The following is a 25339-nucleotide window of genomic DNA, read 5'->3' as shown; positions in this document are numbered from 1 at the left end:
CGGTCTAACGTTTTTATTTTTCGCTGGGGCTACTCGAGCCGAAGTATTCAAACCACAGTTGTTCAAACTTGCCAATGGGTTGAAGGTTGTTGTGATTTCAAATCACCGTGCCCCGCTTGTTACTCAGCTTGTAATGTACAAGGTTGGCGCCATGGATGAGCCCCCTGGCCAGACTGGAATTGCTCATTTTCTGGAGCATCTGATGTTTAAAGGAACAAAGAATCTTGCACCGGGAGAGTTCTCAAAAATTGTGGCTCGGAATGGCGGACAAGAGAATGCTTTCACTAGCAGGGACTATACTGGTTATCACCAGTCGTTCTCATCGGACCGACTTGAGATTATGATGCAAATAGAGTCGGATAGAATGTGTAATCTTACTTTGACTCAGGACGATATTGAACCAGAACGCCAAGTGGTTTTAGAAGAGCGGAATACAAGGGTTGAAAATAATCCCAGCGCATTACTCAGCGAAGAAGTTAATGCAGCCTTTTACCTAAATCATCCATATCGGAGACCCATAATTGGATGGAGGCACGAGATAGAATCTATTTCGCGATCCAACCTATTGGCTTTCTACAACAAATGGTACGCCCCCAACAACGCTATCTTGGTCATAGCTGGTGATGTAAATGCTTCTGATGTGTTGGGATTAGCAAAAAAATATTACGGTGGTATTCCATCAAAAAAATTACCACAACGAGTGAAATGGGTGGAGCCGCGTCACAAGAGCGATCGTCGAATAACACTTAGGCATAAACAGGTCAGGCAGCCGCAATGGCTCAAAAAATTTATCACGCCTGGAGTTATGCAGGATGCCAGTTCAGCGCGCGCATTGGAAATACTTTCAGAGATTATTGGGGGTGGTACCTCAAGCCGAATCTATCAGTCTATCGTTGTTGAACAAAAAATCGCGGCAAGTGCTGGAGCCTGGTATGATGGGGAAACACGTGGCCCGGGTGTATTTTCGTTTTTTGCTACGCCTCTTCCCGGAAAATCAATTCTCGATGTTGAGAGAGCAATGGAGAAGTTAATTTTGGATCTAATAGAGAAAGGGGTTTCCGAAGAAGAGGTATCTATGGCAGTCACACGCCTCCAAGATGCAGCGATTTTTGCCCGAGACGGTTTGTATGGACCAGCTGTTATTCTTGGAAGAGCGCTCGCTATAGGGCTAAGCGCAGATTATGTTGAGCAGTGGCCTCAACGACTTACGTCGGTTACGAATGATGATGTGAATCGCGTAATTAGAATGGTTTTTGGCCGACCTGGGTCAGTGACCGGACTGTTACTCTCAGAAAAAAGAGTGAGGCAAGACTAGTGTTTTTGCGGTTGCTTTTCCAAATGTTACTTGTTCTCGTTCATTTTTATAGCAATGCAAATGCCACAGCTATTGAGGAAGTCAGGAGTCCGAGTGGCATTAAGGCATGGCTTGTAAGAGATCATTCGATCCCCCTAACATCTGTTCGGTTTATTTTCCGCGGTTCCGGGGCCATTTCTGACCCGCATGGCAAGGCTGGTCGTGCCAGCATGGTTTCAGCTTTACTTGATGAGGGGGCAGGTACACTCCAAAGTCAAGTTTTTCAGAAAGAACTGCAAGATAGGTCGATCGTATTATCTTTCACTGCCGACAAAGATTTTTTTGGGGGCACCCTCAAGGTACTCAATAAATATCGAGGGAAGGGCGTCGAGCTTGCAAGCTTAGCGCTTGCAGCTCCGCGCTTTGATCCGATAGCGGTGAATCGCATACGAGGGCAGATCGTTACAAGTCTCAAGGTGCGGTCCGCTCGGCCAGATTATAAAGCCAGACGCGAATGGTCGCGAGTGATCTATAATAGTCATCCATACGCCCGCCCAGTAATAGGAACCCAAAAGTCAGTAATGAGCATAAAAAATAACGACTTGCACTCTTTTGTAAAGGGCTACCTAACTCTAGATCGGTTGTATGTCAGCATCGTTGGTGACATCGGTGTTGAAGATGTTAAATCATTACTCGACAAAATGTTTGGGAATTTACCAAGAAGAGGCAAGCAAACTGAGTTTGGCGTGGCACGGATCCCTGCCAAAGGCGCGGTACATATTTTTTCTAAGCCTGTGCCTCAAAGTGTAGTGTTATTCGGACACAGAGGTATTAGTCGGAAAGATCCGAATTTTTACACCGCCTACGTGATTAATCATATTCTGGGTGGTGGTAGTTTCACCTCCCGACTCTACAATTCGGTGCGTGAGGAACGCGGACTCGCGTATTCAGTAACCACCCATTTGAGTGTGCGCAGTCATGCGCCACTGATAGTTGGGCAACTTTCAACTTCCAATGATAAAGTGGCGGAGGCCTTGCGCTTGGTTCGTTATGAATGGCAGAGGATGGCGACAAATGGCGTTGGGAAAGAAACACTCAAAAACGCAAAAAGCTTCATTAACGGATCATTTGCTCTTCAGTTTTCAAGCTCAGATCAGATTGCAAATCTGCTTACAAATCTGCAATATTATGATCTTAAGCCATCTTATTTGCGCAAGCGAAGGGAATATATAAATTCAGTGAGCCGAAACGATATAAAAAAGTTTGCTCAACAATTCCTAAATGTTGATGGTTTGACTTTTATTGTAGTGGGGCAACCCACTGGCCTTGAGAATACTAATGCTCCCTCTACAAAAGGGCTTTAATTACCATAGTCTAACTGCTATTCACAGCTTCCCACAACACTGTTTATATTTTTTTCCCGACCCACAGGGGCAAAGGGCGTTTCGTGGTACTTTCCCCCATGTTTCTGGATTTTTTGGATCAACATTTTCTGCGGCCTTCCGACTTCTTACTGTTGTAGCAGTAATTGGCTCGATCGCTATGCTATCAATTTCCCCGGAATTATATAGGTCTTCTCGGCCCTCTTGAGTCGTTATTGGCTTGTTGTGTTGTAATTCAATGGTAGGGGTTTGTGCTTGCATCTCGAGGTGAGCGAGGACAGAAGTGACCGATTCACGTATTCTACTTAACAAATCTTCAAATAGCTCGAAGGCTTCCTTCTTGTATTCGTTTAGAGGATCCCGCTGTCCATACGCGCGCAGCCCGATGCCCTGCCGCAAGTGATCAAGTTGAAGTAAGTGGTCTTTCCAATTTTGATCAAGAATTTGTAATAACAAACTTTTTTCCGCCAGCCTCATCATATCCGGGCCATAGTTGGCTGATTTTTCGGCCATTTTTGTGTCCAAAGCATCACGAATTCGTGCGCAGATCTCCTGTTCGGCGATTCCCTCTTCCCTAGCCCATTCAGAGATTGGAAGATCCATGTTAAAAATACGGCTGCAATCGTCTCGCAATTCGTCCATTGTCCATTGTTCAGGCATCGCAGACTCTGGAATGTGTCGTGCGACCATATCTTCAATGAGGTCGTGCCGCATTTCTACGATAGTCGCACTTACGTCCTCTGTGCGCATTAACTCTTTTCTTTGCTCATAGATTACCTTGCGCTGGTCGTTCATCACGTCATCGAAACGCAATAACTGTTTGCGTATCTCGAAATTTCGCTCTTCCACTTTTTCCTGTGCTTTGGCGAGTGCTTTGTTGATCCAAGGGTGGATTATGGCCTCACCCTCTTCTAAACCGAGTTTACGAAGCATATTGTCCATACGCTCCGAGCCAAAAATACGCATCAAGTCATCCTCTAAGCTTACAAAAAACTTTGATGCACCCAGATCTCCTTGTCGGCCCGAACGGCCTCGGAGCTGATTGTCAATACGGCGCGATTCGTGTCGTTCGGTGCCGAGGACAAACAACCCTCCACTATCAAGCACAATACGTCTATCTGCTTGGATATTAGCTGTAATTGAGTCCTTTTTTTTCTGGTCCAACTCGCCATTTTTTTTAGATTTGATCTCTTTTGCCACACGCATCTCGAGGTTCCCACCAAGCTGGATATCGGTTCCACGACCAGCCATATTGGTTGCTATGGTGACTGCCCCGGGAGTGCCAGCTTCTGCGATAATATATGCCTCTTGTTCGTGATTCCGTGCATTAAGCACATTGTGTTTAATCTTGTTCTTTTTTAAAAATGCTGATAACTCCTCAGATTTCTCAATGCTGACCGTGCCAACTAAAACGGGCTGATTAAGTTCCGAACATGTTCTAATCTGTGCAAGAATAGCATCATTTTTCTCGCGCGCTGTGCTGTACACTTCGTCGTCCATATCCTCGCGGATCATGTCTTGGTTGGTAGGTATCTCGATAACCTCCAGCGCATAAATTTCACCAAACTCACTCGCCTCGGTTATTGCGGTGCCCGTCATCCCTGCCAGTTTGGGATACATACGGAAATAATTTTGAAAAGTTATCGAAGCTAGGGTCTGATTTTCCTGCTGCACATCTACTCCCTCCTTGGCTTCGAGGGCTTGATGAAGTCCATCAGAGTACCGTCTTCCTTCCATCATTCTGCCGGTAAACTCGTCGATGATGATTACTTTGTTATCTTTAACGATATAGTCAGTGTCACGCTGAAATAGAGTGTGCGCTCGAAGTGCTTGGTTCGTGTGGTGAACAAGCGAGATATTCTGAATATCATACATACTGCCTTCAACTAATAAGTCAGCGGTTCTCAGCAGCGCCTCGATTTTTTCTTGCCCCTCTTCGGTAAAATTAACGGTACGTTGTTTTTCGTCTTTTTGATAATCGGCAGCTGAAAGTTTTGGTATGAGGGTATCAACTTTCCGATATTCCTCTGCTAGATCATCAGTGGGACCCGAAATAATCAGTGGTGTTCGTGCCTCATCGATTAGAATCGAATCCACTTCATCAACGATGGCAAAGTTAAAATCACGTTGAACCATATCATCGAGATCAAATTTCATGTTGTCTCGTAAATAATCGAAGCCATACTCATTGTTAGTACCATATGTGATATCCGCCATGTATTGTGATTTGCGCTCTTTATCATCGAGGCCATGTGTAATACAGCCAACCGACATTCCTAAATAATTATAAACTTGCCCCATCCATGCTGAGTCACGTTTTGCCAAATAATCGTTTACGGTTACTACATGAACACCTTTTCCTTCGAGTGCGTTTAGATAAATCGGCAATGTTGATACCAAGGTCTTGCCCTCACCGGTCTTCATTTCAGCTATTTTTCCCTGATGCAGCACCATTCCGCCTAGAAGCTGTACGTCATAGTGACGTTGGCCGAGTGTTCTTTTGGCTGCCTCCCGCACTGTTGCGAAAGACTCGACAAGTATAGTGTCGAGTGACTCGCCACGGTTCAGCCTCTCACGAAACCAGGGAGTACGTGCTTGCAATGCTTCTGCACTCAGCTTTTCTAGTTCTGGTTCAAGGGCATTTATGGCGCTAACATGCGGTTGCATGTTGCGCAAAATCCGTTCATTGACGGAACCGAAAATAGTTTTGAGCAATCCGCCTAACATCAATCCCTCAATACCTGTGGAAATCCAGAGGCAGCACCCACTAAAGACTGCCATGACCTGTGAGATAGTTATGCCTAGTGTCGCTGTCAATCAAACTTTGAAAGCTTGTGCCTGCTCTTGAGTTATGCAATATGCCTTAAGTTCTCTATTTTGCCTAAAAAAAAGATTGTTTGGACCTTTTGTTTGTAGCAACCATCTGTAATTAAGGATATTTTGATGAATCGTTTAGTTATTCGAAGTTTGACGGTTTTTCTTTGTGTTTTATGTTCTATTGAACATAGTGTAGGCGGCGAACGTCAACCATTGCTAGCGCAAGCTAAAAAGAACCCTACTAACCAAGGCATAATCGTAGCGAAGGTTGTGGGGCAACCAATATACCAGAAAGAAATAACAGCGGCTTTTCGGACCTTGCCACCGCGTGCGAGACGAGCGGGTTTGCAGCGTCATTACAAAAACCTTCTAGAAAATTTGGTTGTCTCTAAAATGCTTACAATATATGGCCGCAGACTGAAGCTTGAGGACACACAACTTGTCAAGAGTCAACTTAAGCGGGCGGAAGATACGTTGGTCAGGGATGCCTACTTGGGTGATTTGGTGCGAAAACAAATGACTGATGAGGTTCTTAAGAAAGAGTACCGGGCTTTGGTGAAAAAAAATAAAGGCTTAGATGAAGTTCGAGCTCGTCACATACTCGTACAGACACAGAAAAAAGCCAAAAAATTGATAAAACTTACCAATACTGGTCAGAACTTTGCTGACCTTGCAAGAGAAAACTCGGTTGGGCAGACCGCTCGGCGAGGTGGCGACCTTGGTTGGTTCGCACGTGGCGAAATGACAAAGCCTGTTTCAGATGCAGCTTTCAAATTAAAGTTGGGTCAAGTAACGAAGGAACCCATAAAATCAGATTTTGGTTGGCATGTAATCAAACTTGAAGAAAAGCGAAAGCGTAAGATCCCTCCTTTTGATAAAGTGCGCAGAATGATAGAGGCTAGGGTGGGACAAAGGCTTAGCGGAGAGATAGTATCAGAGTTAATGCGTCAAACAAAGGTTGAACGGTTTTCTTTTGACGGCAAGCAGCCGATTGCGGCCCCTCGGTTGAAAGCGTCGACGCAAAAGTCTGACCCTAAAAAACAACCAAAATAGTTTGTTGGGGTTAATTTGAAACGTTCACCTCTTGCCCCACCGTCATTTCCCGACTTGCCCACTGTAAGGGGGATTCGTATAACGGGCGTTTCGGCAGGGCTTAAGCGCGCTGGCAAGCGCGATTTATTAATAGCCGAGATGAGGCCTGGTACAACAATAGCCGGCAAGTTAACAAGCTCAAAATGTCCCTCAGCTCCAGTCGATTGGTGCCGAAGGGCGCTTAAGGGCGGCAAGGCAAGAGTAATTATTGCGAATTCTGGTAATGCTAATGCTTTTACGGGTAACAGTGGCAACCGAACCGTGCAGGAAGTCACAACGGCTGCCGTGAAAGAGTTTAAATGTCGCAATCACGAGGTTTTTGTTGCATCGACGGGCGTCATTGGCCAGCCACTTGATCCGAACCCCATCTGTAGATGTTTGAATGGGGCTGCGAAAACTCTCAGTCTAGAAAATTGGCAAGAGGCTGCAGACGCAATCAGAACTACTGATACCTTCCCTAAGGGTGCGACCCGCATTGCTGATATAGGTGGTGAAAAAATACAACTTGTTGGTATTGCGAAAGGGTCTGGCATGATTGCGCCCGATATGGCAACCATGCTTGGATTCATTTTCACAGACGCAAAAATACCGGCGTCGATATTACAAAAACTATTGGATCATAGCACCGAGCGCAGTTTTAATAGTATTACTGTGGATAGCGATATGTCGACTAGTGACACGGTCCTGTTAGCGGCTAGCGGCTCTGTCAAGCATTCCAGAATAACCTCGGCCAAAGACCCAAAACTAATTCGTTTTCGACAGGCTCTGACAGAGGTTATGGTTGATCTTGCGACCCAAATAGTTCGTGATGGTGAAGGAGCTAGAAAATTTATCACCATTGACATTTCAGGTGCCACTTCGCCCCAATCAGCAAAACGGATTGGTCTGGCGATTGCTAATTCACCACTAGTTAAAACTGCGCTGGCTGGTGAGGATGCTAACTGGGGCAGGATCGTAATGGCTGTTGGAAAAGCGGGTGAAAGAGCAAACCGAGATAAACTATCAATTTCTATTGGCGGAATACCCATAACCTCGGATGGGCAAGTTATAAATGATTATGATGAGCAACCTGTGGCTGAACATCTCAAAAAACCTGAAGTGTTTCTTGCAGTTGATGTTGGTGTTGGGAGAGGTAAAGCACGGGTTTGGACCTGTGACCTCACCCACGATTATATCAGTATTAACGCAGATTACCGGAGTTAGAGAATGGTTGATCCGACCACTGGTTGCTGGGGTCTGGTTGAAAAAAAGTCTTTGAAGGAGACGTTATTCGTCGCCGCCGTAGCGCTCATAGATGTTGATGGCCGCGTGCTCATTTCTAAAAGACCTGATAATAAGGTGATGGGGGGAATGTGGGAGTTTCCAGGGGGTAAAGTCGAGGATGGTGAGACGCCGGAAATCGCATTAGTTCGTGAGCTCAAAGAAGAACTTGGAATTGACACTCAGACCAGTTGCCTGGCTCCATTTTCCTTCGCAAGTCATGGATACGATGATTTTCATCTTGTAATGCCACTTTTTTTATGTCGGGTTTGGCGCGGAATTCCGAGGCCATTAGAAGGACAATCCCTCAAGTGGGTTCGTCCGTCGCGTCTCTCTGACTATAATATGCCCCCCGCTGACATACATTTGATTTCCATGCTTCGAGATTTTTTATAGCAAAGAATAGCATCCCCCCAAGTCTCAATATGCTGGTTTCGATAATTTTTTATAAGCAATTGAAAGTGCTGTAATTTCCGCAGCCAAGGCTAAATACTTCGTAAATCCCAAAGCCAGTCCCATAATAAAATGACCTGTTAAGTTGGACTGGATTCCAAGGCCGGTGATAATAAACACGACTAGCGATACGGCGAATGATACTAGAAAGATTAAGGGAAGCATGGCACCAATTGTTATTGCTACAAGGCTCCAGCCGTTACTTTCCCCTAATGACCATACGCTAACGATTGTGTGTTTTTCGTCAACAGCAGTTGCTGGGAGCCACAATGACAGTCTTGTGAAGACCAGCATCCATATTGATATGGCAGCTATTGTTAATAGCGCAATTAAAGGACGTAGGCCGATGCCAATGTTGCCCGCAATCGTCGACAAAAAGGTAAGCTTGCTTCCGTCGGTAAATAATATTGCAAATATTGGTAATGCGGCTGCAGTAGCGCAAAAGGCAGCTGTGATGAATCGAATAAAGAAAAGTGTCTTGCGTGCATCCCATCTAAGCGCTTCCCAAACCGTGACTTGTTCTGTTTCACGCAGGAAACGACGATGCCATGCCACGCCAAACATTGCGTAAAGAAAAGCTGCTGCAGTTTCACGCACTGCAATAGCATTAATTGGTGGGGTGGAGCCCTGTTGAGGGAAGACGGAAAAAGCAGCAGTATGCACTAACGCCAGTATAAAGACTGGAAGAGCCGACATTAGTATAAAGTCTGCACGATTGGACCACAGAAACTCATAGGCTTCACTGATGCAACTAAGTATTGGAAGTCGATGTGATCTTTTTTCATTATACATTTATCACCTACTCAAAATTTCGTCCCGGTTTTGCCTTTTCTCCGATAGCCATTTCAGGAGAATTCAAAGCGTCTGCTAGAAGATTTTTAGCGCTTCCGGGTTTGAGCGCTTTTGGCTGCGATGGGTCTGGGCCCCACCCGTGCAGATATAGAACCTGAAATGTGGCAGGAACTCTTCCTTTTGAATTTGCATAGCGTTGCTGATATAGTGATGCGGCTTTTGGGAATAAAGCCCGTGCCGGCACGGAACTTGGCGTGCAGGTCAGTGCATTTGTCTCGCCCATGCCACGCAGGTCTTTCATTAAAACAAATGCATTTTCATACGTGACATTAATGGTATCGATGTCCGTCACTGGTAAGGCGAAACCTGCTCTCTGCAATAAGGCACCCGCGTCGCGGATATCGGCAAAAGGTGAAACGCGTGGGGCCGCTCCACCGGCAATCTCGAGTTCTGCTTGCGTTAATGAGGCGCGCAATTCTTTCAACGTTTCTCCACCAAGCATTGCAGCTAGAAACAATCCGTCCGGTTTTAACGCTTTACGAATTTGAAGTAATGCTCCTGGCAAGTCGTTAGTCCAGTGAAGGCACAAATTGCTAATTATGAGATCGAGGGTGGCCGGAGTAAAAGCTAAAAATTCCTCGTCCATAGAGACAAATGATTTTTTTCCTCTGCCAAGTTTCGGATCCATATCTACTGTTACAGATGCTTGATTCCCCAACACTGGGTAGTGAGCCCCAAGTTCAAGCGAGGTTTGAAAATTTCTGTCAACATCCTTTAGTCTTTCGCGCAACCGAGCCGCAGTTTCTTGGAATAAAAAATCATGGTTCGAAAAAGAGGCTGCTGCGCGACGGCGGTGGCGTATAATACGCTTGCGATCAAAAATGGTTATTAAATCAGTCATCATGTTACCATGCAGATGTATCTACCTGACGAAAGGCCGCAATATTAATTGTAGAGGTTTTAACAAACCTTGACAGGTATTGGCAGAGGCAAAAATTCTCTTCTTCGAATTGTGTGCTTATGCCCAGCATTCAAACTAGACTTAAGAGGTTAGCTTTTTCTAGCCTAATTGACATGGTACTGTATCAACAAGCCACTACAACTTCAATTCTGATTACGATAAGAAACTAATCTTAAATTTTTTGAGTTAGTTTTCTCATGTAGTAAGTAAATCGCTGACAAAGGAGGGCCCTCTCAAATGGCTAAAATTGAAATCTACACTAGTCGGCTTTGTGGGTTTTGTGCCCGTGCCAAAGTCCTGCTGGAGCAAAAAGGTCTTGAATATGAAGAAATTGATGTTGACGACGCCCCTGGCCAAAAAGAGCTCATGGTCGATCGTGCTAAGGGTGCGCAAACGGTGCCGCAAATATTCATCAATGATGTTCACATCGGGGGATGCGATGATCTGTATTGTCTGGAAGCTGAAAAGAAATTAGAAACTCTGCTGGAAAGTTAAAATGAACAGATTCCTGAATGTCGCATGTGTCCAAACCTGCTCAACAACGGATGTTGACGAGAATATAGCGGCGTCCAGCGCAATGATACGAAAAGCAGCGGCAATTGGCGCTCAGTTAGTGACATTACCCGAGGTGGTTAATATTTGTCAGCGTCGGGGTGTTTTGGCAAAGGAGGCTGCTTGTCTAGAAGTTGAAGACCCCGCTCTCTCTGCCTTTCGGGAACTTGCGAAGGAATTAAAAATATGGATTCTAGTCGGTTCGTTGGCAATAAAGAGTAAGGGGGAGGAACGCCTTGTGAACCGCTCTTATTTGTTAAATGAATTTGGTTCAATTGTAGCGCATTATGACAAAATCCACATGTTTGATGTGGTTCTTCCCAATGGAGAGGCTTTTAAAGAGTCAGAAAGCTATCGACCAGGTGCAAAGGCGGTGATAGCTACTTCGCCCTGGGGTTCTATTGGGCTCACGGTTTGTTATGATGTGCGTTTCCCATACCTCTACCGGGCATTAGCACAAGCTGGGGCAAATATTCTTACCGTTCCTTCAGCATTTACACGGAGAACCGGTTCTGCCCATTGGCATATTTTGTTGCGTTCACGCGCAATAGAAACGGGTTCTTTTGTTGTGGCACCTGCCCAATGCGGCGATCACGAGGACGGTCGGAAAAGCTTTGGTCACTCGCTTATAGTTGACCCATGGGGAGAGATTCTTGCTGATGGAGGTGAAGAAGTTGGATTTGTAAATGCTATTTTAGATCTCGAAAAGGTGGTTGAAATCCGTAAAATGATCCCCTCATTGAAACACGATCGGTCATTGGCTAATTTGTTATCTTCGTCCTGAAAAAGACTTTTAAGAATAGTGCTATAATTGTTCTCTCACGAAAGGTGAGCCCACAGCGCATTTGTCCTCTGCTTATCAAAGCATTCCAATGCGTTGTATTGCTGTTTCTTTATCTGATGGAGCGTTTGCGTGATTGTTTCTTCATAACCGTAAGGGTGGCATGTACTTAGTGAGATACATAGATTACTCTAGGCCAATGTACTCTGGGTTGGGTGTGGAACCAAGTACTTGAATAATGGGAAATACCTCCCAATAACTGGATATAAGCCAAGCAAAGATCGCTTGTTTTTGGCCGTTTCGATCCCATCTATTTAGAGATAGGATTTACTAAAAGAGTCTAAACATAAAGTAGACGGGACTGATATTCGCATGATTTTATACAACCTTCGATGCGCACATGATCATGAGTTTGAAGCGTGGTTCAAAGACAGTAATACATATGACAAACAAGTGGCGGCCACTGAAATTGCATGCCCAGTTTGTGGTAATACAGAGATCGAAAAGGCGCCAATGGCACCTCGTATTGGCAGCGGAGCGCAGAAAGAGCAGACTAACTCAACTACTTTCCACTCGAAGTTTGCCAAAGTGCGCGAAGTGATGAAAAAGGTAAGGGCAGAAATTGAAAATAATTGCGATTATGTTGGCTCTGACTTTGCTGAGGAAGCGCGTAAGATACATTATGATGAGGCTGACCCGCGTAATATCTACGGTGAAACGTCCCAAGATGAAGCTAGGGCGCTAAAAGAAGAAGGCGTAGATTTCACCCGAGTGCCTTGGTTGCCAAGAAATGACAGCTAGATAATACTTCGTTCTTCGAAAAAACTTGAAAATTCAGCAAAAGAATTAATCTACATTAATTCAAGCAGGATCTTTTTTTCTCCGTTTTATGACGGCTATATAGTTAACTGCTAAATCTCTCTCCGCTAAATTCCATGAGCTGGAGAAGGGATTATATCGAAGGCCACAAAGTTTTGCGAGGTCGAGTGCGTTCTTCCTACAAAGTCTAGCTAGCTCCGAAGGGCGAATGAACTTGCGCCAATCATGTGTGCCGCGCGGTAACCAGCGAAGAAGATATTCAGCGCCGATAATAGCCAGTGCGTATGATTGTGCCGTTCTATTCAGTGTTGCCAAAATCATCAATCCATTTGGCTTAATCAATGACGTGCAGTCTTTCATAAATTCATTAACGTCGGCTACATGCTCGATGACCTCCAGATTCACCACTGCGTCGAATTGGCTGCCACATTTGACGAGATCAGAAGCAGCAGCAGCTTTGTATTCAATTTCTAAGCCCATCTTATTTGCGTGCAGCTTAGCTACCTCAATATTGCGTTTGGAGGCATCTAAACCAGTCACGTTGGCTCCGAGCCGGGTAAGTGGTTCGGCAATAAGGCCGCCTCCGCATCCGATATCGAGAATTTTAAGACCCGAGAGTGGAGTAAGATCTAAGGGGTTGCGACTGAAATGTGCAGCTATGTGGTCTTTCAAAAAAGTTATGCGGACCGGATTTAACTTGTGTAATGGCTTAAACTTGCCGTCTTCGTCCCACCACTCTTCAGCCATCGCCGCAAATTTGTTAATTTCATCAGCATCTATTGTTCTATCAAATTGGGAAGGTATTCCTTTTTTCATTTTTGTGTAACCCCATGTTCCTGTGTACATGCTTGCGCGGCTCTCAACAAATGAGTATGGATACGCCGCATTGCAAGAGCAATGACTGTAATGTCACAGTGACAGTTATTTGCATATTGAGGGTTTTGTTAACATGTCTCTGGTTGTAATGAAATTTGGGGGCACGTCGGTCGCTGATCTAGAATGCATCCGAAATGTCGCTGATCGAATAGAGGAGGAGCGTGCTTCTGGAAACGACCTTGTAGTCACTGTGTCTGCCATGGCGGGTACAACCAACGAGCTGGTTAAATATGCAAGTGGGTTTGCAAGAATACCGGATGGCCCGGAATATGACATAGTCGTTTCTGCCGGAGAGCAAATCACCAGCGGTTTGTTGGCCCTGGCACTCCAACAAAAGGGCATTCCTGCGCGGTCTTGGCTTGCGTGGCAAATCCCTATACAAACTGATAAGGCGCACGGTAAGGCACGAATTAGTAACATAGATCCGTCCAAGCTAGAGGCCTGCATGGCAAACGGCCAGGTTCCGGTTGTGGCGGGGTTTCAGGGGCTAGCGCCGAGCGGTCGTGTAACTACCCTAGGGCGCGGGGGGTCTGACACTAGTGCTGTTGCACTAGCGGCGGCACTTGGAGCCGCTCGCTGCGATATTTTCACTGATGTGGAGGGTGTTTATACGAGTGACCCTCGTATTGTTTCTCAAGCCAGAAAGTTAGAGAAAATTACTTATGAGGAGATGCTAGAGATGGCATCTTTGGGTGCAAAGGTGCTGCAGACGAGATCGGTTGAACTTGCCATGAATCAGTCTGTCCGACTGCAGGTAAGGTCGAGTTTTAAAAATTTACCGGGGACGATGGTTGTGAATGAGGACGAAATTTTGGAGAAACAGGTTGTAAGTGGTATTGCATATAGTCGTGATGAGGCCAAAATATCCTTGGTCGATGTACGTGATCGCCCCGGCGTGGCAGCCGCTATTTTTGGACCCTTAGCCAAAGCAAATGTCAACGTTGATATGATTGTCCAAAGTACGTCAGCTAATGGGAAAAGCACTGGCATAACCTTCACAGTGGCTAAAAACGATTTTGAACGTGCGCTCGAAGTTATTAATAATTCAGGCGAACAATTGAAATTTGGTGACCTTTTGACTGATCAGACTCTTGTGAAAATTTCAGTCATCGGTGTCGGTATGCGAAGCCATGCTGGGGTGGCGAAGAAGATGTTTGAAACGCTTGCCGAAAAAGGCATCAACGTACATGTCATTTCGACATCAGAGATTAAAATTAGCGTCTTAATAGCGGAAGAATACACCGAATTGGCATTACGTGCGTTGCATACAGCATACGATTTAGAAGCCGAGTAAATAGACGGGTAAGTGTGCTAATTTAAAAGGCTATTGAGTTGATTCCTTGGGCTCAGGTTGGTTTGAGCGGGTAAAACCCTGATTTTTGTTTTGTATGATGACTACTAATACTAAACTAATCTTTTTTCCGTTTCAATTATGTCGCTAGCCTCAAAGAATGGCATCTATATCGAGCATATCGACTGGGTTTAGTTTTTTGGTGGTGGCAGGAATGAACCATGTCGATTTATTCGTAACATATTTTAAATAAAATTTAGTGGTAAATTTCAAGCAGGTTTTTGTGAGGCCAATCTATCGATTTACTTTTAAGGCTTAATGGCAGATAAGCTTATTAAGATAGTCTTTTCAAATTCAACCATTGTTGGCTCGATAATTCTACTCATACAAAAATGGAAACTTAATCCTCGGATCCAATGAGAATACCACACTTGTTTTGATAAAAATGAGGTATTGATTTTATGCCAACCCACTACTTTTCAAATAAAAATACTCAAGCGGTCGGGTTTCAGTAGCAACACGGACACTTTTAGCTATACAATATAACAAGAAGTGCGCTGACATTAATTACAGTGTTATTCATCTTGGTATAAATCAATATGAGGGTCTCTACTAAGTAGATGGCCATGAAGAATTGGAACGTGAAATAACAAGCAAGTTTTTAGACATTCCAGAAGACTCCGCTGTCGTGCAAGCGGAGCCGGTGGGGCAAATATTGAGACTGCTGAGGGAGGAAAGGGGTTTAGAGCTCAGAACCATTTCTGAAATATTATGCATTCGTTACCCTTACCTCGAGGCCATCGAGAATAGCTCATTCAATGATTTGCCGGGTCCGACATACGCGCTGGGTTTTGTAAAGGCTTATGCAGAACACCTTGGACTTGATAGTGACGAAATTGTAGAACTTTTCAAAATTGAGCAAAAAGGGGTCAATTCAAAAACAGAATTAGTGCTCCCTTCACCTTTGTCTGAAGGCAAAGTGCCCAGTCTTGCAATATTGGTAGTTGCAGTGCTTCTAGGGTTGGTCACATATTGTGGCTGGGCATATTTTTTGGGGAACGATGAACAGGTAGCAGAAATAATACCTCCGTTACCGAACCAACTAGCTGACAGTTCAAATGTGATTAAACCAAATGAGAAACAGGTAAATGAATTTACTGGTTCCGAGAATACAGAGATGGAGAAATCAGAAAATCAAGCACCCCGATCTACTGATAACAGTAACAGTCTTGGAAACGAAAAGAAAAAAGACAATGTGAGCAGCGTGTTAGGCACTGAAACCAATGAATTGCAGCCACAGAACAATACTGTTGTGCCTCCGGATGGTGACCGTGAAGAGGTGGCAGCAGTCATATCAAATGAGCCACAAACCGACACACAGGGTCCCCAGCTATCACTGGGGGAGGAGAAAACCGCTGTGTCACCTAATCAGGTAACAGAGCAAGAATTGTTGACTAAAGTTTCAGCAAAGCGTGAGGCGAAGACCTACGGAGATGGTTCCCAGGATAGTAGGGTCACAATCCGCGCCATCAGTACAACTTGGGTGGAAATTCGTGACCAACGCAAAGGTGAGGTTTTGTTTACGCGCTTACTCTATCCCGGCGACCGTTACCTCATAGCAAACCGTGAGGGGCTGATAATGCTTACTGGCAATGCGGGTGGCCTTGAGATCTCCGTTGATGGTGATATTGTGCCCTCTATTGGGCCAAGCGGAGCCGTACGGCGGAATATTCTTCTTGATCCGGATGCTCTTGTTGAGGGCCTTGCCGTCCGCGAAACTACTAGCGATGAAGCGCAGGGCGTGCGTGAAAATAAATATGAAGGCTCGCAGCGGCTAGATGCAAATGCGGATCAGGATTAACAAAATAGCTGCTTTAGGTGACTGCTTGATATTTTGTATAAAGGCGGGCACCTTAATTAATAGAGCTTTTTCTTTAACAAATAAGATCATTGACTAGGCGATGGCCCATCTTAAACCCGTTCGCGGAACTCATGATTTACTTCCTGAAGATATGCGCCAGCATCGCGCTGTTATTGACATGGCTCGAAAAATGGTTCGGCTTTATGGGTTTGAAGAAATAGCCACCCCGATATTTGAATTTACAGAAGTCTTTCAACGAACACTTGGTGATACCTCTGATGTTGTTACCAAGGAAATGTACAGTTTTGAGGACAGGAATGGTGAGTTTTTGACGCTACGTCCCGAAAACACGGCCGGGGTAGCAAGGTGTTTTATTTCCGAGGGCTTAGCCCAAAAGGTTCCATTGAAATATTTTTATGCTGGTCCAATGTTCAGGCGAGAGAGACCACAGAAGGGGAGATTGAGACAATTTCATCAGATAGGCATTGAACTTTTAGGTATCACCTCGCCCACAGCAGATGTAGATGTAATTGCCGCTGGCCATCGTACACTTCGTTCCCTTGGAATAATTGATAAGACGGTCTTAGAGCTAAATTCTCTAGGAGATGCTGAAAGTAGGAATGCATACCGAGATGCGTTGATAGATTATTTTACCCCACACAAAAATTCTCTGTCAGATCATGGGCGTGCACGTCTTGAGCGCAATCCTCTACGTATATTGGACTCCAAAGATGAAGCAGACCGCGAGCTCGCCGCTGAAGCGCCGATGTTATCGGACTACTTAAGTGAGGAAAGCCAAAACTTTTTTAGAAATGTTCAAGAAGGTCTAACGCGCATTGGTATTGACTTCAAAATTAATACACGTTTGGTCCGAGGCCTAGATTATTACGGGCAAACTACATTTGAATTCGTAACAGACTCACTCGGCGCACAGGGTACAGTCCTTGCCGGTGGACGTTATGACGGCTTAATTGAGCTTATGGGTGGCCCATCTACGCCAGGCGTTGGTTGGGCTGCTGGAGTAGAGCGGCTGGTAATGCTAATTGACAAGTGTATGGAGGATTGTCCTGTATTCGCAATAATCCCAATGGGTCAGAAGGCAGCCGAAAGAGCGCATTTGCTCGCGGAGGAGCTTCGTGAAGATGGGCTGGTAGTTGATCTGGCTTATGCGGGTAATGTCAGCCGCAGGATGAAAAGAGCAAACCGCGTAGGGGCATCTGCCGCATTGATATTAGGGGATGAGGAGTTGGCTCGAAACGTGGTGCAGATTCGTGATATGAAAACGGGAAATCAGTCAGAAACTAGCTTAGACGCGGTCATCGCCGGTCTCACTCAATTTCGATAAAAAGTTTTATTGCCCGTAACGTTATTGCAAAATCTATGGTGCGAGGTGACAGTAAATAGTCATAGGAAGCGATGTGATGGCCAACCAAATATCTTGAGGTGTGAAAGGGGGATACGGCGCCTAATTAGAACAGTTCTTGTGAACATAATATAGTTCATTGAGGTCAAATTAAGACGGTATACAGGTTTAGATTTGAGGTGTTGCAGAAGCCCGAGGTGAAAACATGCTTTTATTTAAGTCCCGGGTGATAAATTAAGTGAATTTTGCTGGTAACGAAACAACAGTTCCGAAAAACACTATTTATTTCAGTTTCCACCGTGAGAAAGAAGGAGATGAACGGCAATGGCGCTTGCTGGAAAACTCGACCAGGTTGTGGATCGACACAATAAGTTGGCTGAACAGATGTCAACAGGCACCGCTCTACCTGAGGAATACGCAAAACTCTCAAAAGAATATGCCGATCTCACACCGATTGTGGAAAGAGCAAAAGAATTTAATTCTTTAATGGATGAGCTTGAAGGCGCAAACGAATTGTTAGCTGATCCGGAAATTGACGACGAAATGCGCGGTATGGCCGAAGAAGAAGTTCGCGCAATACAAGAGAAATTACCAGAACTCACCCAAATAATCCAAAAACTTTTGTTGCCAAAAGATGTAGCGGATACAAAAAACGCGATATTGGAGGTCCGTGCTGGTACAGGTGGAGAAGAGGCTTCACTTTTCGCTGCTGTTTTATTTCGAATGTACGAACAATATGCTCGGCAGAATGGTTGGGGCTTTGAGGTAATGGCTGTTAATGAGACCGGACTTGGCGGTCTTAAGGAAGCGATGGCTACATTGACCGGGATGGGAGCTTTCGCACGCATGAAATTTGAATCGGGCGTGCATCGTGTTCAGCGAGTGCCAACTACGGAGAGTGGGGGACGTATTCACACTTCGGCCGCTACTGTTGCAGTTCTTCCTGAGGCTGAGGATCTGGACGTTGATATTGAGGAGAAAGACTTGCGTATAGATACCTACCGCGCGCAAGGCCCCGGCGGGCAAAGCGTTAACACCACTGATAGCGCAGTTCGAATAACTCATTTACCCACGGGCGTTGTTGTTCAATGTCAAGATGAGAAGTCGCAACATAAAAATAAAGCCAAAGCAATGCGAGTGCTCCGGTCTCGTATTTACGAGGCAGAACGGCAACGGCAGGCTGATGAAAGGGCTTCTGACCGCAAAACACAAATCGGATCTGGTGACCGATCAGAGCGCATAAGAACCTACAATTATCCGCAGGGCCGGGTAACGGACCACAGAATCGGGCTTACAGTTCACAAACTTGAGCGCATTGTTGAAGGGGAGGGTTTAGATGAACTTATCGACGCCTTAATTGCCGAGGAGCAGGCGGCGCGACTTGCTGAAACATCGTAATGAAGCCCAAACAAATAGGTGGTTGTCTTCACGAGGCGACACAGCGCCTGCTGGATGCAGGTATTATGGGTGCACGCACAGAGGCGCGCTTGTTGATGGGGTATTGGTTAAATAGGGACCCAGCTGAGTTGTTCGGACTCCAAGATGAGGAAGTCGGTGCACCGGAGTCTTACTTTGATTTAGTTGATCGTCGGGTTAGCCGAGAACCGTTATCGCATTTGGTTGGTCGCAGGGAATTCTGGAGTATAGATTTTGAGGTAAGTGATAACGTTCTTGATCCGAGACCCGATAGTGAAGTGCTTATAGAAACAGGGCTCTCACATTGGCCTAACCGGTCAGACTCGTTTTCAGTGCTTGATCTTGGCACCGGCAGTGGCTGTCTCCTTCTCTCTTTGTTAAGGAATAGGCCTTATGCGATTGGTGTTGGTGTTGATGTAAGTGGTGCAGCACTTGAGATCGCAAGGCGTAATGCCGCTCGTATTGTTCCTGATGGGCGGGCACAATTCCTAAGAGCTGATTGGGGCTCCGCAATTTCCCAACCTTTTGACCTCGTTGTTGTAAATCCCCCTTATATCCCGAGCGACCAAATACCTGAGTTGGACGCTGAAGTAGCAAATTTTGAGCCTCTGCTGGCACTTGATGGTGGGCCTGATGGGCTTAATGCGTATCGGAGCGTTGCTAAGGATTTAGCCCGGCTAACAACACCTACTGGTATTATTTTGGTAGAAATAGGATCGGATCAAAGTGAGCAGGTAACATCTATTCTTGAGAAATGTGGTCTTGTTGTTGAGTGCATTAAGAACGATTTGGCTGGAAGAAACCGGTGTTTATTGGCACATCATTCAACGTACATGGTTGTCAAGTAAAAAAAAAGGTTGGAACACGGCGCTGAACCGTCTAATTTCAAGTTGTCTTGTTGAAGTTATCGATGGTTTTAAACTGTTCGATGGGACGAACTTTCTACCGGTCTAACTAATGAGGTAGGTCACTTTGATTAGTGGATGCCTCGAACAATATTGTTGGAACTCAGAAGGTGCAGCAGGCAAGACACCAACGCAAACCACAGCGAAATGTAAAATGAGACAGGGTCAAGGCTCGAAACGCTCACGTAATCGCGGCGGTAACCGGCGTGGAGGCGGTCGCCAACAGTCACTAGACAGTAATGGGCCTAGTGTCCGTGTTCGCGGAAGTGCGCAGCAAATTCACGAGAAGTATTTAACTCTTGCCAGAGATGCGTCTTCTTCTGGCGATCGCGTGTCAGCGGAAAATTACTCGCAGCACGCTGAGCACTATCATCGGGTTCTCGCGGCCGAAGCTGAACAACGTGAGCAGCGAAATAATCAGCAGACAGGCCGACATCAAAGGCCTAACGGTCGCGATGATTATGTGTCCAAGTCAGATGATGCAGCTAATGTAGATAGTTCGACAGCGCTAGGCGATTCAAGTGAGCCAAAAGATGAACCTGGAGCAGAAGAAAAGTCTATAAAATCTCTTCAAAAAGCGAAAAAATCAAAAAAATTTAAAACTTCGTTAAAAGACTCTGAGGAGGACTTGGCTTCGCCGGAAAACCCGCGGAGTGCTGTTGCTGACTAAGCTCGATTGAGTGGTCTTGAATATATTGTGACAATGCTTGGCGCATTCCGGCGGAGGGAATCCTCTGATGTTGTGTCTTGTAGCGGCACGATTCCCTACCCATATATCTGTAGTCGTTGTCGTTGTGCAGGCTGTAAAACCCTTTCAACCATTACATTCCTGCGTTCATACAGATGGAAACAAAAGTGAGAGAGATGGAATTCGAGAATTACACTGATAGGCTTCGCGGGTTCATCCAAGTAGCTCGATCTGCTGCGGCAGAGGTTGGTCATCAACAAATGGTGCCGGAGCATTTATTGAAGGTATTCGTTAGTGATAGACAGGGTCTAGTTTTTGACTTGATTGAGGCTGCGGGAGGTGACGCAGAAAAGCTATCAAAAGAGGTCGAATCGGCGTTAGCGAAGCAACCTGTGGTTGAGGGTTGCGGTAGTAATGATATTTATCTCTCGAACGATATAGTGCATTTATTTCAGCAGGCTGAAAAAGTAGCTGCTGACGCAGGTGATCAGTTTGTCACCGTAGAACAGTTGCTAGTAGCAGTCTTTCTTACTGACGGTATTTCTGCTGCTAAGATACTTAAACGCGCCGGTGTCACTTTGCGTGGACTTCAAAACGCAATTAAGGCCTTGCGCAAAGGCCGGACCGCGGATAGCCGATCCTCTGGGGAGGGCTACGACGCCATCAAGAAATATACGCATGACCTCAACAAAGCAGCTGCAGACGGCAAGATTGACCCGGTTATAGGTCGTGATGAAGAAATTCGTCGAACCATGCAGGTGTTGTCGCGGAGGACCAAAAACAATCCGGTGTTGATTGGTGAGCCTGGGGTAGGAAAGACCGCGATTGTCGAAGGGCTCGCGCAGCGCATAGTTAAAGGTGATGTACCGGAGGGATTAGTGTCTAAACGTTTGTTAACATTAGACCTAGGTGCCTTGATTGCGGGTTCGAAGTTCCGCGGTGAATTTGAGGAGCGTCTAACATCGGTTTTGCACTATGTGGAACAAGCGTCCGGTGAAATTATTCTTTTTATTGATGAATTACACACGCTTGTTGGAGCGGGTGCTGTTGAAGGCTCGATGGATGCTTCAAACATGCTGAAGCCTGCTCTTGCACGAGGTGAATTACATTGTATTGGCGCTACCACACTTGATGAGTATCGTAGATACATAGAAAAGGATGCTGCGCTGGCGCGAAGATTTCAACCTATATTTGTCGCCGAGCCGACGGTTGAAGACACAATTTCTATCCTTCGGGGGCTGAAGGAAAAATATGAAGTGCATCACGGAGTTCGCATTACTGATGCAGCTATTATAGCGGCAGCCACTCTTTCGAATCGATATATCTCAGACCGTTTTCTTCCTGACAAGGCGGTTGACTTGGTTGATGAAGCAGCAAGCCGATTGCGAATGGAAGTTGACTCAAAGCCAGAAGAAATAGATGAGCTTGATCGGCGTATTATCCGGCTAAAAATTGAGCGCGAGGCATTGAAAAAAGAATCTGACCTCGAATCTAAAGATCGTTTAGACGCCCTAGCTACGGACTTGGATTCTTTAGAGGAAAAAGCAGAGGAGATGACTAGGCGCTGGAAAGATGCGAAGGAAAAATTACACGGGGAACAAAAGCTAAAAGAAGAGTTAGAAACTGCACGTAACGAGTTTGATCAAATTCTCGTTACGGCACGTGAGACTGCTGATGAGCGGCTATTTCAAAGAGCAGGTGAGTTGGAAAAACTTATTCAAATCTTGCAAAGGAAAATTGTGGACGATGAAACGGATAACACCAAATCTATTCTGGATGATGGAGTTTCTGATTTAACTGTAGCAGCGATCGTTTCCCGGTGGACTGGTGTGCCTGTTCATAAGATAATTGAGGGCGAGCGAGAAAAGTTGTTGGGTATGGAGGCGGTATTAGGGGAGCGAGTAAAAGGGCAACAGGAGGCTATAACTGCGGTTTCTAACGCAGTACGTAGGGCTAGGGCAGGTATGCAGGACCCTAATCGACCACTGGGTTCATTTTTATTTTTGGGGCCTACGGGCGTTGGCAAGACAGAGCTTGTAAAGGCGTTAGCTGAATTTATGTTCGACGATGATCAAGCTATGGTTCGCATTGACATGTCAGAATATATGGAAAAGCATTCTGCGGCCCGCTTGATAGGCGCCCCTCCTGGTTATGTGGGCTACGACCAAGGCGGTGTGCTGACAGAAGCTATTCGACGACGGCCTTATCAGGTGCTGCTTTTTGATGAGATTGAAAAGGCCCATTCGGATTTATTTAGCTTGTTTTTGCAGGTGCTTGATGATGGTCGGCTTACTGATGGCCAAGGCCGCACTGTCGATTTTAAGAATGTAGTTATTGTCATGACTTCAAATATGGGATCAGAAATTATAGCGCAACAGTCAGAGTATGGAGAACCCGATGAGCTGCGTGAGCAGGTTATGCAAGTGGTCCGAAATAAGCTCCAGCCTGAATTTATCAACCGCATTGATGAGATGTTGTTATTTCATCGTTTGAGTCGGAGCCACATGGAGGAAATTGTAGATATCCAACTCGTTGCCTTGGGTAAGTTACTTGCTATCCGCAAAATTAAACTTGAGGTGGATAGCTCGGCACGCGAATGGCTAGCACGGATGGGTTTCGATCCGGTTTACGGTGCTCGGCCGCTGCGTCGTGTGATCCAGAATGAGCTCCAAAATCCACTGGCTTCGGCTTTATTGGCGGGACAAATTAACGACGGTGAAACAGTCCGTATTTCAGCGGACGAAGGAGGTGTTACCATAAATGATGGTATCGCAAATGCGGCTTGAGAGCTCAACTCGCAGAATGCCTGCGGTTCCATGCACATTCAAGGTACGGTTGATGTTATGATACATATTTCAAGTGCATTTGATGGAGGCAATATAGAAGTTGTATCAGCAAATAACGCGGATGATATTCAGTTGCGGATACAAAAAGATAACGCATCAGAATTTTCCCAATGGTTTTACTTCAGGGTTAGCGGCGCTCGAGGAAAGGTCTGCAGGATGCGACTTATCAATGCCGGGGAAGCTTCTTATGCTGACGGGTTTTACGACTATAAAGCCTGTATGTCTGAAGACCTAAGGAATTGGCGCCGGGTGGAAACTTCGTACGATGGTAAAGAGCTAACGATTAGTTATAAACCTTCGTCCGACTCATTTTATATTGCATTTTTTGCGCCTTATTCACTAGATCAGCAGCGACGTTTCATCGCTCGATGTCAACGAAATCCTCTAGCTAGCTTGGAGGTAATAGGGCATTCGGTGGAGGGTCGAGACCTCGATCTTCTGGTCATAGGATCATCAGGAGCGTCTAAAAAAGTTTGCTGGGCCATAGCTCGGCAGCACCCGGGTGAAACCATGGGCTGCTTCTGGATGGAAGGTTTTCTGAGTCGATTACTCGACCCGGTTGATACAGTCGCTTTGAAAGTTCGTGAGTCTGCTGTTTTTTATATCGTACCCAACATGAACCCAGATGGCTCAGCGCGCGGAAATTTACGCACAAATGCGGCCGGAGCTAATCTCAACCGTGAGTGGGCGAATCCATCTAAGTTAAGAAGCCCGGAAGTATTAGCAGTACGCAACCGAATGTTAGAGACCGGGGTAGACTTTTGCCTGGATGTGCATGGCGATGAGACAATCCCATATAATTTCATTGCTGGTGCTGACCATGTTCCATCTGCCGATGCGCGAATGAAGATGCTTTTAAAAGATTTTAATAAAGCATTATTGAGCTCCAGTCCGGACTTTCAGACTGACCATGGTTATCCAACATCATTTCAGGCAAATCTTTCTATTTGTGCTTCTAACGTAGCGGAAAGTTTTAAATGTTTGTCCATGACTTTGGAGATGCCTTTCGCTGACCATAATAATCGGAAAGATAATATTTACGGCTGGTCTCCTAATCGGTGTCGAGCTTTGGGTGGCGACTGCCTCGAGGCTATAAGCTGTGTGATACCCTCTCTTCGCTAACCCTCATTCTGAATGAAATAGCTGTCTCGGCTTTGGCGTTGAGTAGCTATTACCTTATCTATGCGCCGGCGTTCGAAATTAAAACGCTTGAGCTCTTGGCCCTTTAAGGTGATGCCGGTAGGGATGCTTACTCCACGTGGATTAACGTGGCGTTTATTATGTATTACCTCGTAATGCAGGTGTGGCCCCGTGGAACGGCCAGTGCTACCAATATATCCAATCACACGGCGCTGACGCACACGAATTCCGGAGCGTATACCTTTAGCGAATGCTTTTAGGTGTGCATATGCGGTTTGATAGCTATTGCGGTGACGAATTCGAATATAGTTACCAAAAGAACCAAAGCGTTTGGCAACTTCGACAACCCCGTCGCCGGCGGCATATACAGGCGTGCCTGCTGGAGCAGCAAAATCAATACCCTTGTGGATCTTAGTGTATCCCAGAATTGGGTGTCGCCTTCGGCCGAAGCCTGATGATATTCGTGCTCCATCAGTTGGTGTTGATAACAAGAGCTTTTTAACGCTTCGACCATTTGCGTCAAAATAGTCAACTTTTCTCGCTTTTGTTTTAAACCTATAGAGCTCAATATTGCGACGCTTGAGTTTAAGTTGAGTATAAATTACAGGTCCTACGTCAGCAATGGAGCCAGTTTCGTCGGTAAGACGTTCGTATAACAAGGCGAATCGGTCATCAACTCGAATATCTCGTTGGAAATCTACGTCGAAGCTCAGGATGTTGATCAGGTTAAGTAGTGCTGCTGGGGGTATC

21 protein-coding genes (1 of these 21 only partly in view) are annotated in these 25339 nt (G+C 45.6%); 16 read left to right on the top strand and 5 right to left on the bottom strand.

Translation table 11 applies throughout. The features are described from left to right. The first annotated feature begins 91 nt into the window (after positions 1-91). Both VX941_02855 and VX941_02850 read left to right on the top strand, forming a co-directional pair. Complete coding sequence (locus VX941_02855) at positions 92-1315, top strand: pitrilysin family protein (protein MEE2932344.1); 1224 nt, start codon at positions 92-94, stop codon at positions 1313-1315. Between the two features lie 23 nt (positions 1316-1338). Beyond that, the gene (locus VX941_02850; GenBank protein ID MEE2932343.1) at positions 1339-2658 is read left to right on the top strand and encodes a pitrilysin family protein; all 1320 of its coding nucleotides are present in this window, start codon (positions 1339-1341) and stop codon (positions 2656-2658) included. A gap of 21 nt (positions 2659-2679) precedes the next feature. On the opposite strand, the gene secA is transcribed toward VX941_02850, so the two are convergent. Beyond that, positions 2680-5403 (bottom strand): preprotein translocase subunit SecA, encoded by a 2724-nt coding sequence (secA, locus tag VX941_02845; GenBank protein ID MEE2932342.1) that lies wholly within the window; start codon positions 5401-5403, stop codon positions 2680-2682. 216 nt (positions 5404-5619) lie between these two features. Between secA and VX941_02840 the strand changes: the two genes are divergently transcribed. The 3 genes from VX941_02840 to VX941_02830 are packed head-to-tail and all read left to right on the top strand — an operon-like array spanning position 5620 to position 8241. Continuing rightward, entirely contained in the window at positions 5620-6546 is a 927-nt protein-coding gene (locus tag VX941_02840; protein ID MEE2932341.1) for a peptidylprolyl isomerase, read from the top strand. Positions 6547-6561: 15 nt separating this feature from the next. Next, a complete protein-coding gene (argJ, locus tag VX941_02835; GenBank protein MEE2932340.1) occupies positions 6562-7788 on the top strand; it encodes a bifunctional glutamate N-acetyltransferase/amino-acid acetyltransferase ArgJ in 1227 nt (408 codons plus the stop codon). A gap of 3 nt (positions 7789-7791) precedes the next feature. Next, the gene (locus VX941_02830) at positions 7792-8241 is read left to right on the top strand and encodes a (deoxy)nucleoside triphosphate pyrophosphohydrolase (GenBank protein MEE2932339.1); all 450 of its coding nucleotides are present in this window, start codon (positions 7792-7794) and stop codon (positions 8239-8241) included. A gap of 24 nt (positions 8242-8265) precedes the next feature. On the opposite strand, the gene VX941_02825 is transcribed toward VX941_02830, so the two are convergent. Beyond that, a complete protein-coding gene (locus tag VX941_02825; protein ID MEE2932338.1) occupies positions 8266-9090 on the bottom strand; it encodes a hypothetical protein in 825 nt (274 codons plus the stop codon). A gap of 7 nt (positions 9091-9097) precedes the next feature. Further along, complete coding sequence (locus VX941_02820) at positions 9098-9994, bottom strand: methyltransferase domain-containing protein (protein MEE2932337.1); 897 nt, start codon at positions 9992-9994, stop codon at positions 9098-9100. Between the two features lie 294 nt (positions 9995-10288). On the opposite strand from VX941_02820, the gene grxC reads away from it, so the two are divergent. The 3 genes from grxC to VX941_02805 all read left to right on the top strand — a co-directional run bounded on the left by grxC (position 10289) and on the right by VX941_02805 (position 12185). Further along, positions 10289-10546: a glutaredoxin 3 gene (gene grxC, locus VX941_02815; GenBank protein ID MEE2932336.1), complete on the top strand. Its 258-nt coding sequence runs from the start codon at positions 10289-10291 to the stop codon at positions 10544-10546. A 1-nt stretch (position 10547) separates the two neighbouring features. Further along, positions 10548-11387, top strand: coding sequence for a carbon-nitrogen hydrolase family protein (locus tag VX941_02810; GenBank protein MEE2932335.1), 840 nt, complete (start codon positions 10548-10550; stop codon positions 11385-11387). Positions 11388-11756: 369 nt separating this feature from the next. Continuing rightward, entirely contained in the window at positions 11757-12185 is a 429-nt protein-coding gene (locus VX941_02805) for a DUF1178 family protein (GenBank protein MEE2932334.1), read from the top strand. Positions 12186-12245: 60 nt separating this feature from the next. On the opposite strand, the gene ubiG is transcribed toward VX941_02805, so the two are convergent. Then, positions 12246-13019 carry a bifunctional 2-polyprenyl-6-hydroxyphenol methylase/3-demethylubiquinol 3-O-methyltransferase UbiG gene (gene ubiG / locus VX941_02800; protein ID MEE2932333.1) on the bottom strand — a complete coding sequence of 258 codons (774 nt, stop codon included), beginning with the start codon at positions 13017-13019 and terminating at the stop codon, positions 12246-12248. A 133-nt stretch (positions 13020-13152) separates the two neighbouring features. On the opposite strand from ubiG, the gene VX941_02795 reads away from it, so the two are divergent. The 8 genes from VX941_02795 (at position 13153) to VX941_02760 (ending at position 24571) form a co-directional block, all read left to right on the top strand. Continuing rightward, positions 13153-14373 carry an aspartate kinase gene (locus VX941_02795; GenBank protein MEE2932332.1) on the top strand — a complete coding sequence of 407 codons (1221 nt, stop codon included), beginning with the start codon at positions 13153-13155 and terminating at the stop codon, positions 14371-14373. 631 nt (positions 14374-15004) lie between these two features. After that, entirely contained in the window at positions 15005-16231 is a 1227-nt protein-coding gene (locus tag VX941_02790) for a RodZ domain-containing protein (GenBank protein ID MEE2932331.1), read from the top strand. Between the two features lie 100 nt (positions 16232-16331). Then, positions 16332-17576 carry a histidine--tRNA ligase gene (gene hisS / locus VX941_02785; protein ID MEE2932330.1) on the top strand — a complete coding sequence of 415 codons (1245 nt, stop codon included), beginning with the start codon at positions 16332-16334 and terminating at the stop codon, positions 17574-17576. Positions 17577-17918: 342 nt separating this feature from the next. Next, on the top strand, positions 17919-18992 hold the full coding sequence (gene prfA / locus VX941_02780) for a peptide chain release factor 1 (protein ID MEE2932329.1): 1074 nt from the start codon (positions 17919-17921) through the stop codon (positions 18990-18992). Beyond that, on the top strand, positions 18992-19858 hold the full coding sequence (gene prmC, locus VX941_02775; GenBank protein ID MEE2932328.1) for a peptide chain release factor N(5)-glutamine methyltransferase: 867 nt from the start codon (positions 18992-18994) through the stop codon (positions 19856-19858). The genes prfA and prmC overlap by 1 nt, the downstream gene beginning before the upstream one ends. Before the next feature lie 211 nt (positions 19859-20069). Further along, on the top strand, positions 20070-20585 hold the full coding sequence (locus VX941_02770; protein ID MEE2932327.1) for a DUF4167 domain-containing protein: 516 nt from the start codon (positions 20070-20072) through the stop codon (positions 20583-20585). A 194-nt stretch (positions 20586-20779) separates the two neighbouring features. After that, on the top strand, positions 20780-23389 hold the full coding sequence (gene clpB / locus VX941_02765; protein MEE2932326.1) for an ATP-dependent chaperone ClpB: 2610 nt from the start codon (positions 20780-20782) through the stop codon (positions 23387-23389). Positions 23390-23446: 57 nt separating this feature from the next. Next, entirely contained in the window at positions 23447-24571 is a 1125-nt protein-coding gene (locus VX941_02760; GenBank protein ID MEE2932325.1) for a M14-type cytosolic carboxypeptidase, read from the top strand. Here the strand turns inward: VX941_02760 and VX941_02755 are convergent. Continuing rightward, positions 24568-25339 carry the 3' portion of a peptidoglycan DD-metalloendopeptidase family protein gene (locus VX941_02755; protein MEE2932324.1) on the bottom strand. The gene runs 608 nt beyond the window's last position, so only the last 772 of its 1380 coding nucleotides appear in the window; the start codon falls outside the window, past its right edge; its stop codon occupies positions 24568-24570. The two genes, VX941_02760 and VX941_02755, sit on opposite strands and share 4 nt — an antisense overlap.

The organism is Pseudomonadota bacterium (assembly GCA_036339585.1).
Lineage (GTDB): Bacteria > Pseudomonadota > Alphaproteobacteria > UBA8366 > UBA8366 > UBA8366.
Note: the sequence above shows the minus strand (reverse complement) of the source record. Positions and strands in the feature narration are given on the sequence as shown.

What these genes read in the sequence shown, in the direction of transcription:
- VX941_02850 (MEE2932343.1), top strand. Translation starts at nt 1,339, where the DNA reads ATGTTACTTGTTCTCGTTCATTTTTATAGCAATGCAAATGCCACAGCT.
- secA (MEE2932342.1), bottom strand. Translation starts at nt 5,403, where the DNA reads ATGTTAGGCGGATTGCTCAAAACTATTTTCGGTTCCGTCAATGAACGG.
- VX941_02840 (MEE2932341.1), top strand. Translation starts at nt 5,620, where the DNA reads ATGAATCGTTTAGTTATTCGAAGTTTGACGGTTTTTCTTTGTGTTTTA.
- VX941_02830 (MEE2932339.1), top strand. Translation starts at nt 7,792, where the DNA reads ATGGTTGATCCGACCACTGGTTGCTGGGGTCTGGTTGAAAAAAAGTCT.
- VX941_02825 (MEE2932338.1), bottom strand. Translation starts at nt 9,090, where the DNA reads ATGTATAATGAAAAAAGATCACATCGACTTCCAATACTTAGTTGCATC.
- VX941_02820 (MEE2932337.1), bottom strand. Translation starts at nt 9,994, where the DNA reads ATGATGACTGATTTAATAACCATTTTTGATCGCAAGCGTATTATACGC.
- grxC (MEE2932336.1), top strand. Translation starts at nt 10,289, where the DNA reads ATGGCTAAAATTGAAATCTACACTAGTCGGCTTTGTGGGTTTTGTGCC.
- VX941_02810 (MEE2932335.1), top strand. Translation starts at nt 10,548, where the DNA reads ATGAACAGATTCCTGAATGTCGCATGTGTCCAAACCTGCTCAACAACG.
- VX941_02805 (MEE2932334.1), top strand. Translation starts at nt 11,757, where the DNA reads ATGATTTTATACAACCTTCGATGCGCACATGATCATGAGTTTGAAGCG.
- ubiG (MEE2932333.1), bottom strand. Translation starts at nt 13,019, where the DNA reads ATGAAAAAAGGAATACCTTCCCAATTTGATAGAACAATAGATGCTGAT.
- VX941_02795 (MEE2932332.1), top strand. Translation starts at nt 13,153, where the DNA reads ATGTCTCTGGTTGTAATGAAATTTGGGGGCACGTCGGTCGCTGATCTA.
- hisS (MEE2932330.1), top strand. Translation starts at nt 16,332, where the DNA reads ATGGCCCATCTTAAACCCGTTCGCGGAACTCATGATTTACTTCCTGAA.
- prfA (MEE2932329.1), top strand. Translation starts at nt 17,919, where the DNA reads ATGGCGCTTGCTGGAAAACTCGACCAGGTTGTGGATCGACACAATAAG.
- prmC (MEE2932328.1), top strand. Translation starts at nt 18,992, where the DNA reads ATGAAGCCCAAACAAATAGGTGGTTGTCTTCACGAGGCGACACAGCGC.
- VX941_02770 (MEE2932327.1), top strand. Translation starts at nt 20,070, where the DNA reads ATGAGACAGGGTCAAGGCTCGAAACGCTCACGTAATCGCGGCGGTAAC.
- clpB (MEE2932326.1), top strand. Translation starts at nt 20,780, where the DNA reads ATGGAATTCGAGAATTACACTGATAGGCTTCGCGGGTTCATCCAAGTA.
- VX941_02760 (MEE2932325.1), top strand. Translation starts at nt 23,447, where the DNA reads ATGATACATATTTCAAGTGCATTTGATGGAGGCAATATAGAAGTTGTA.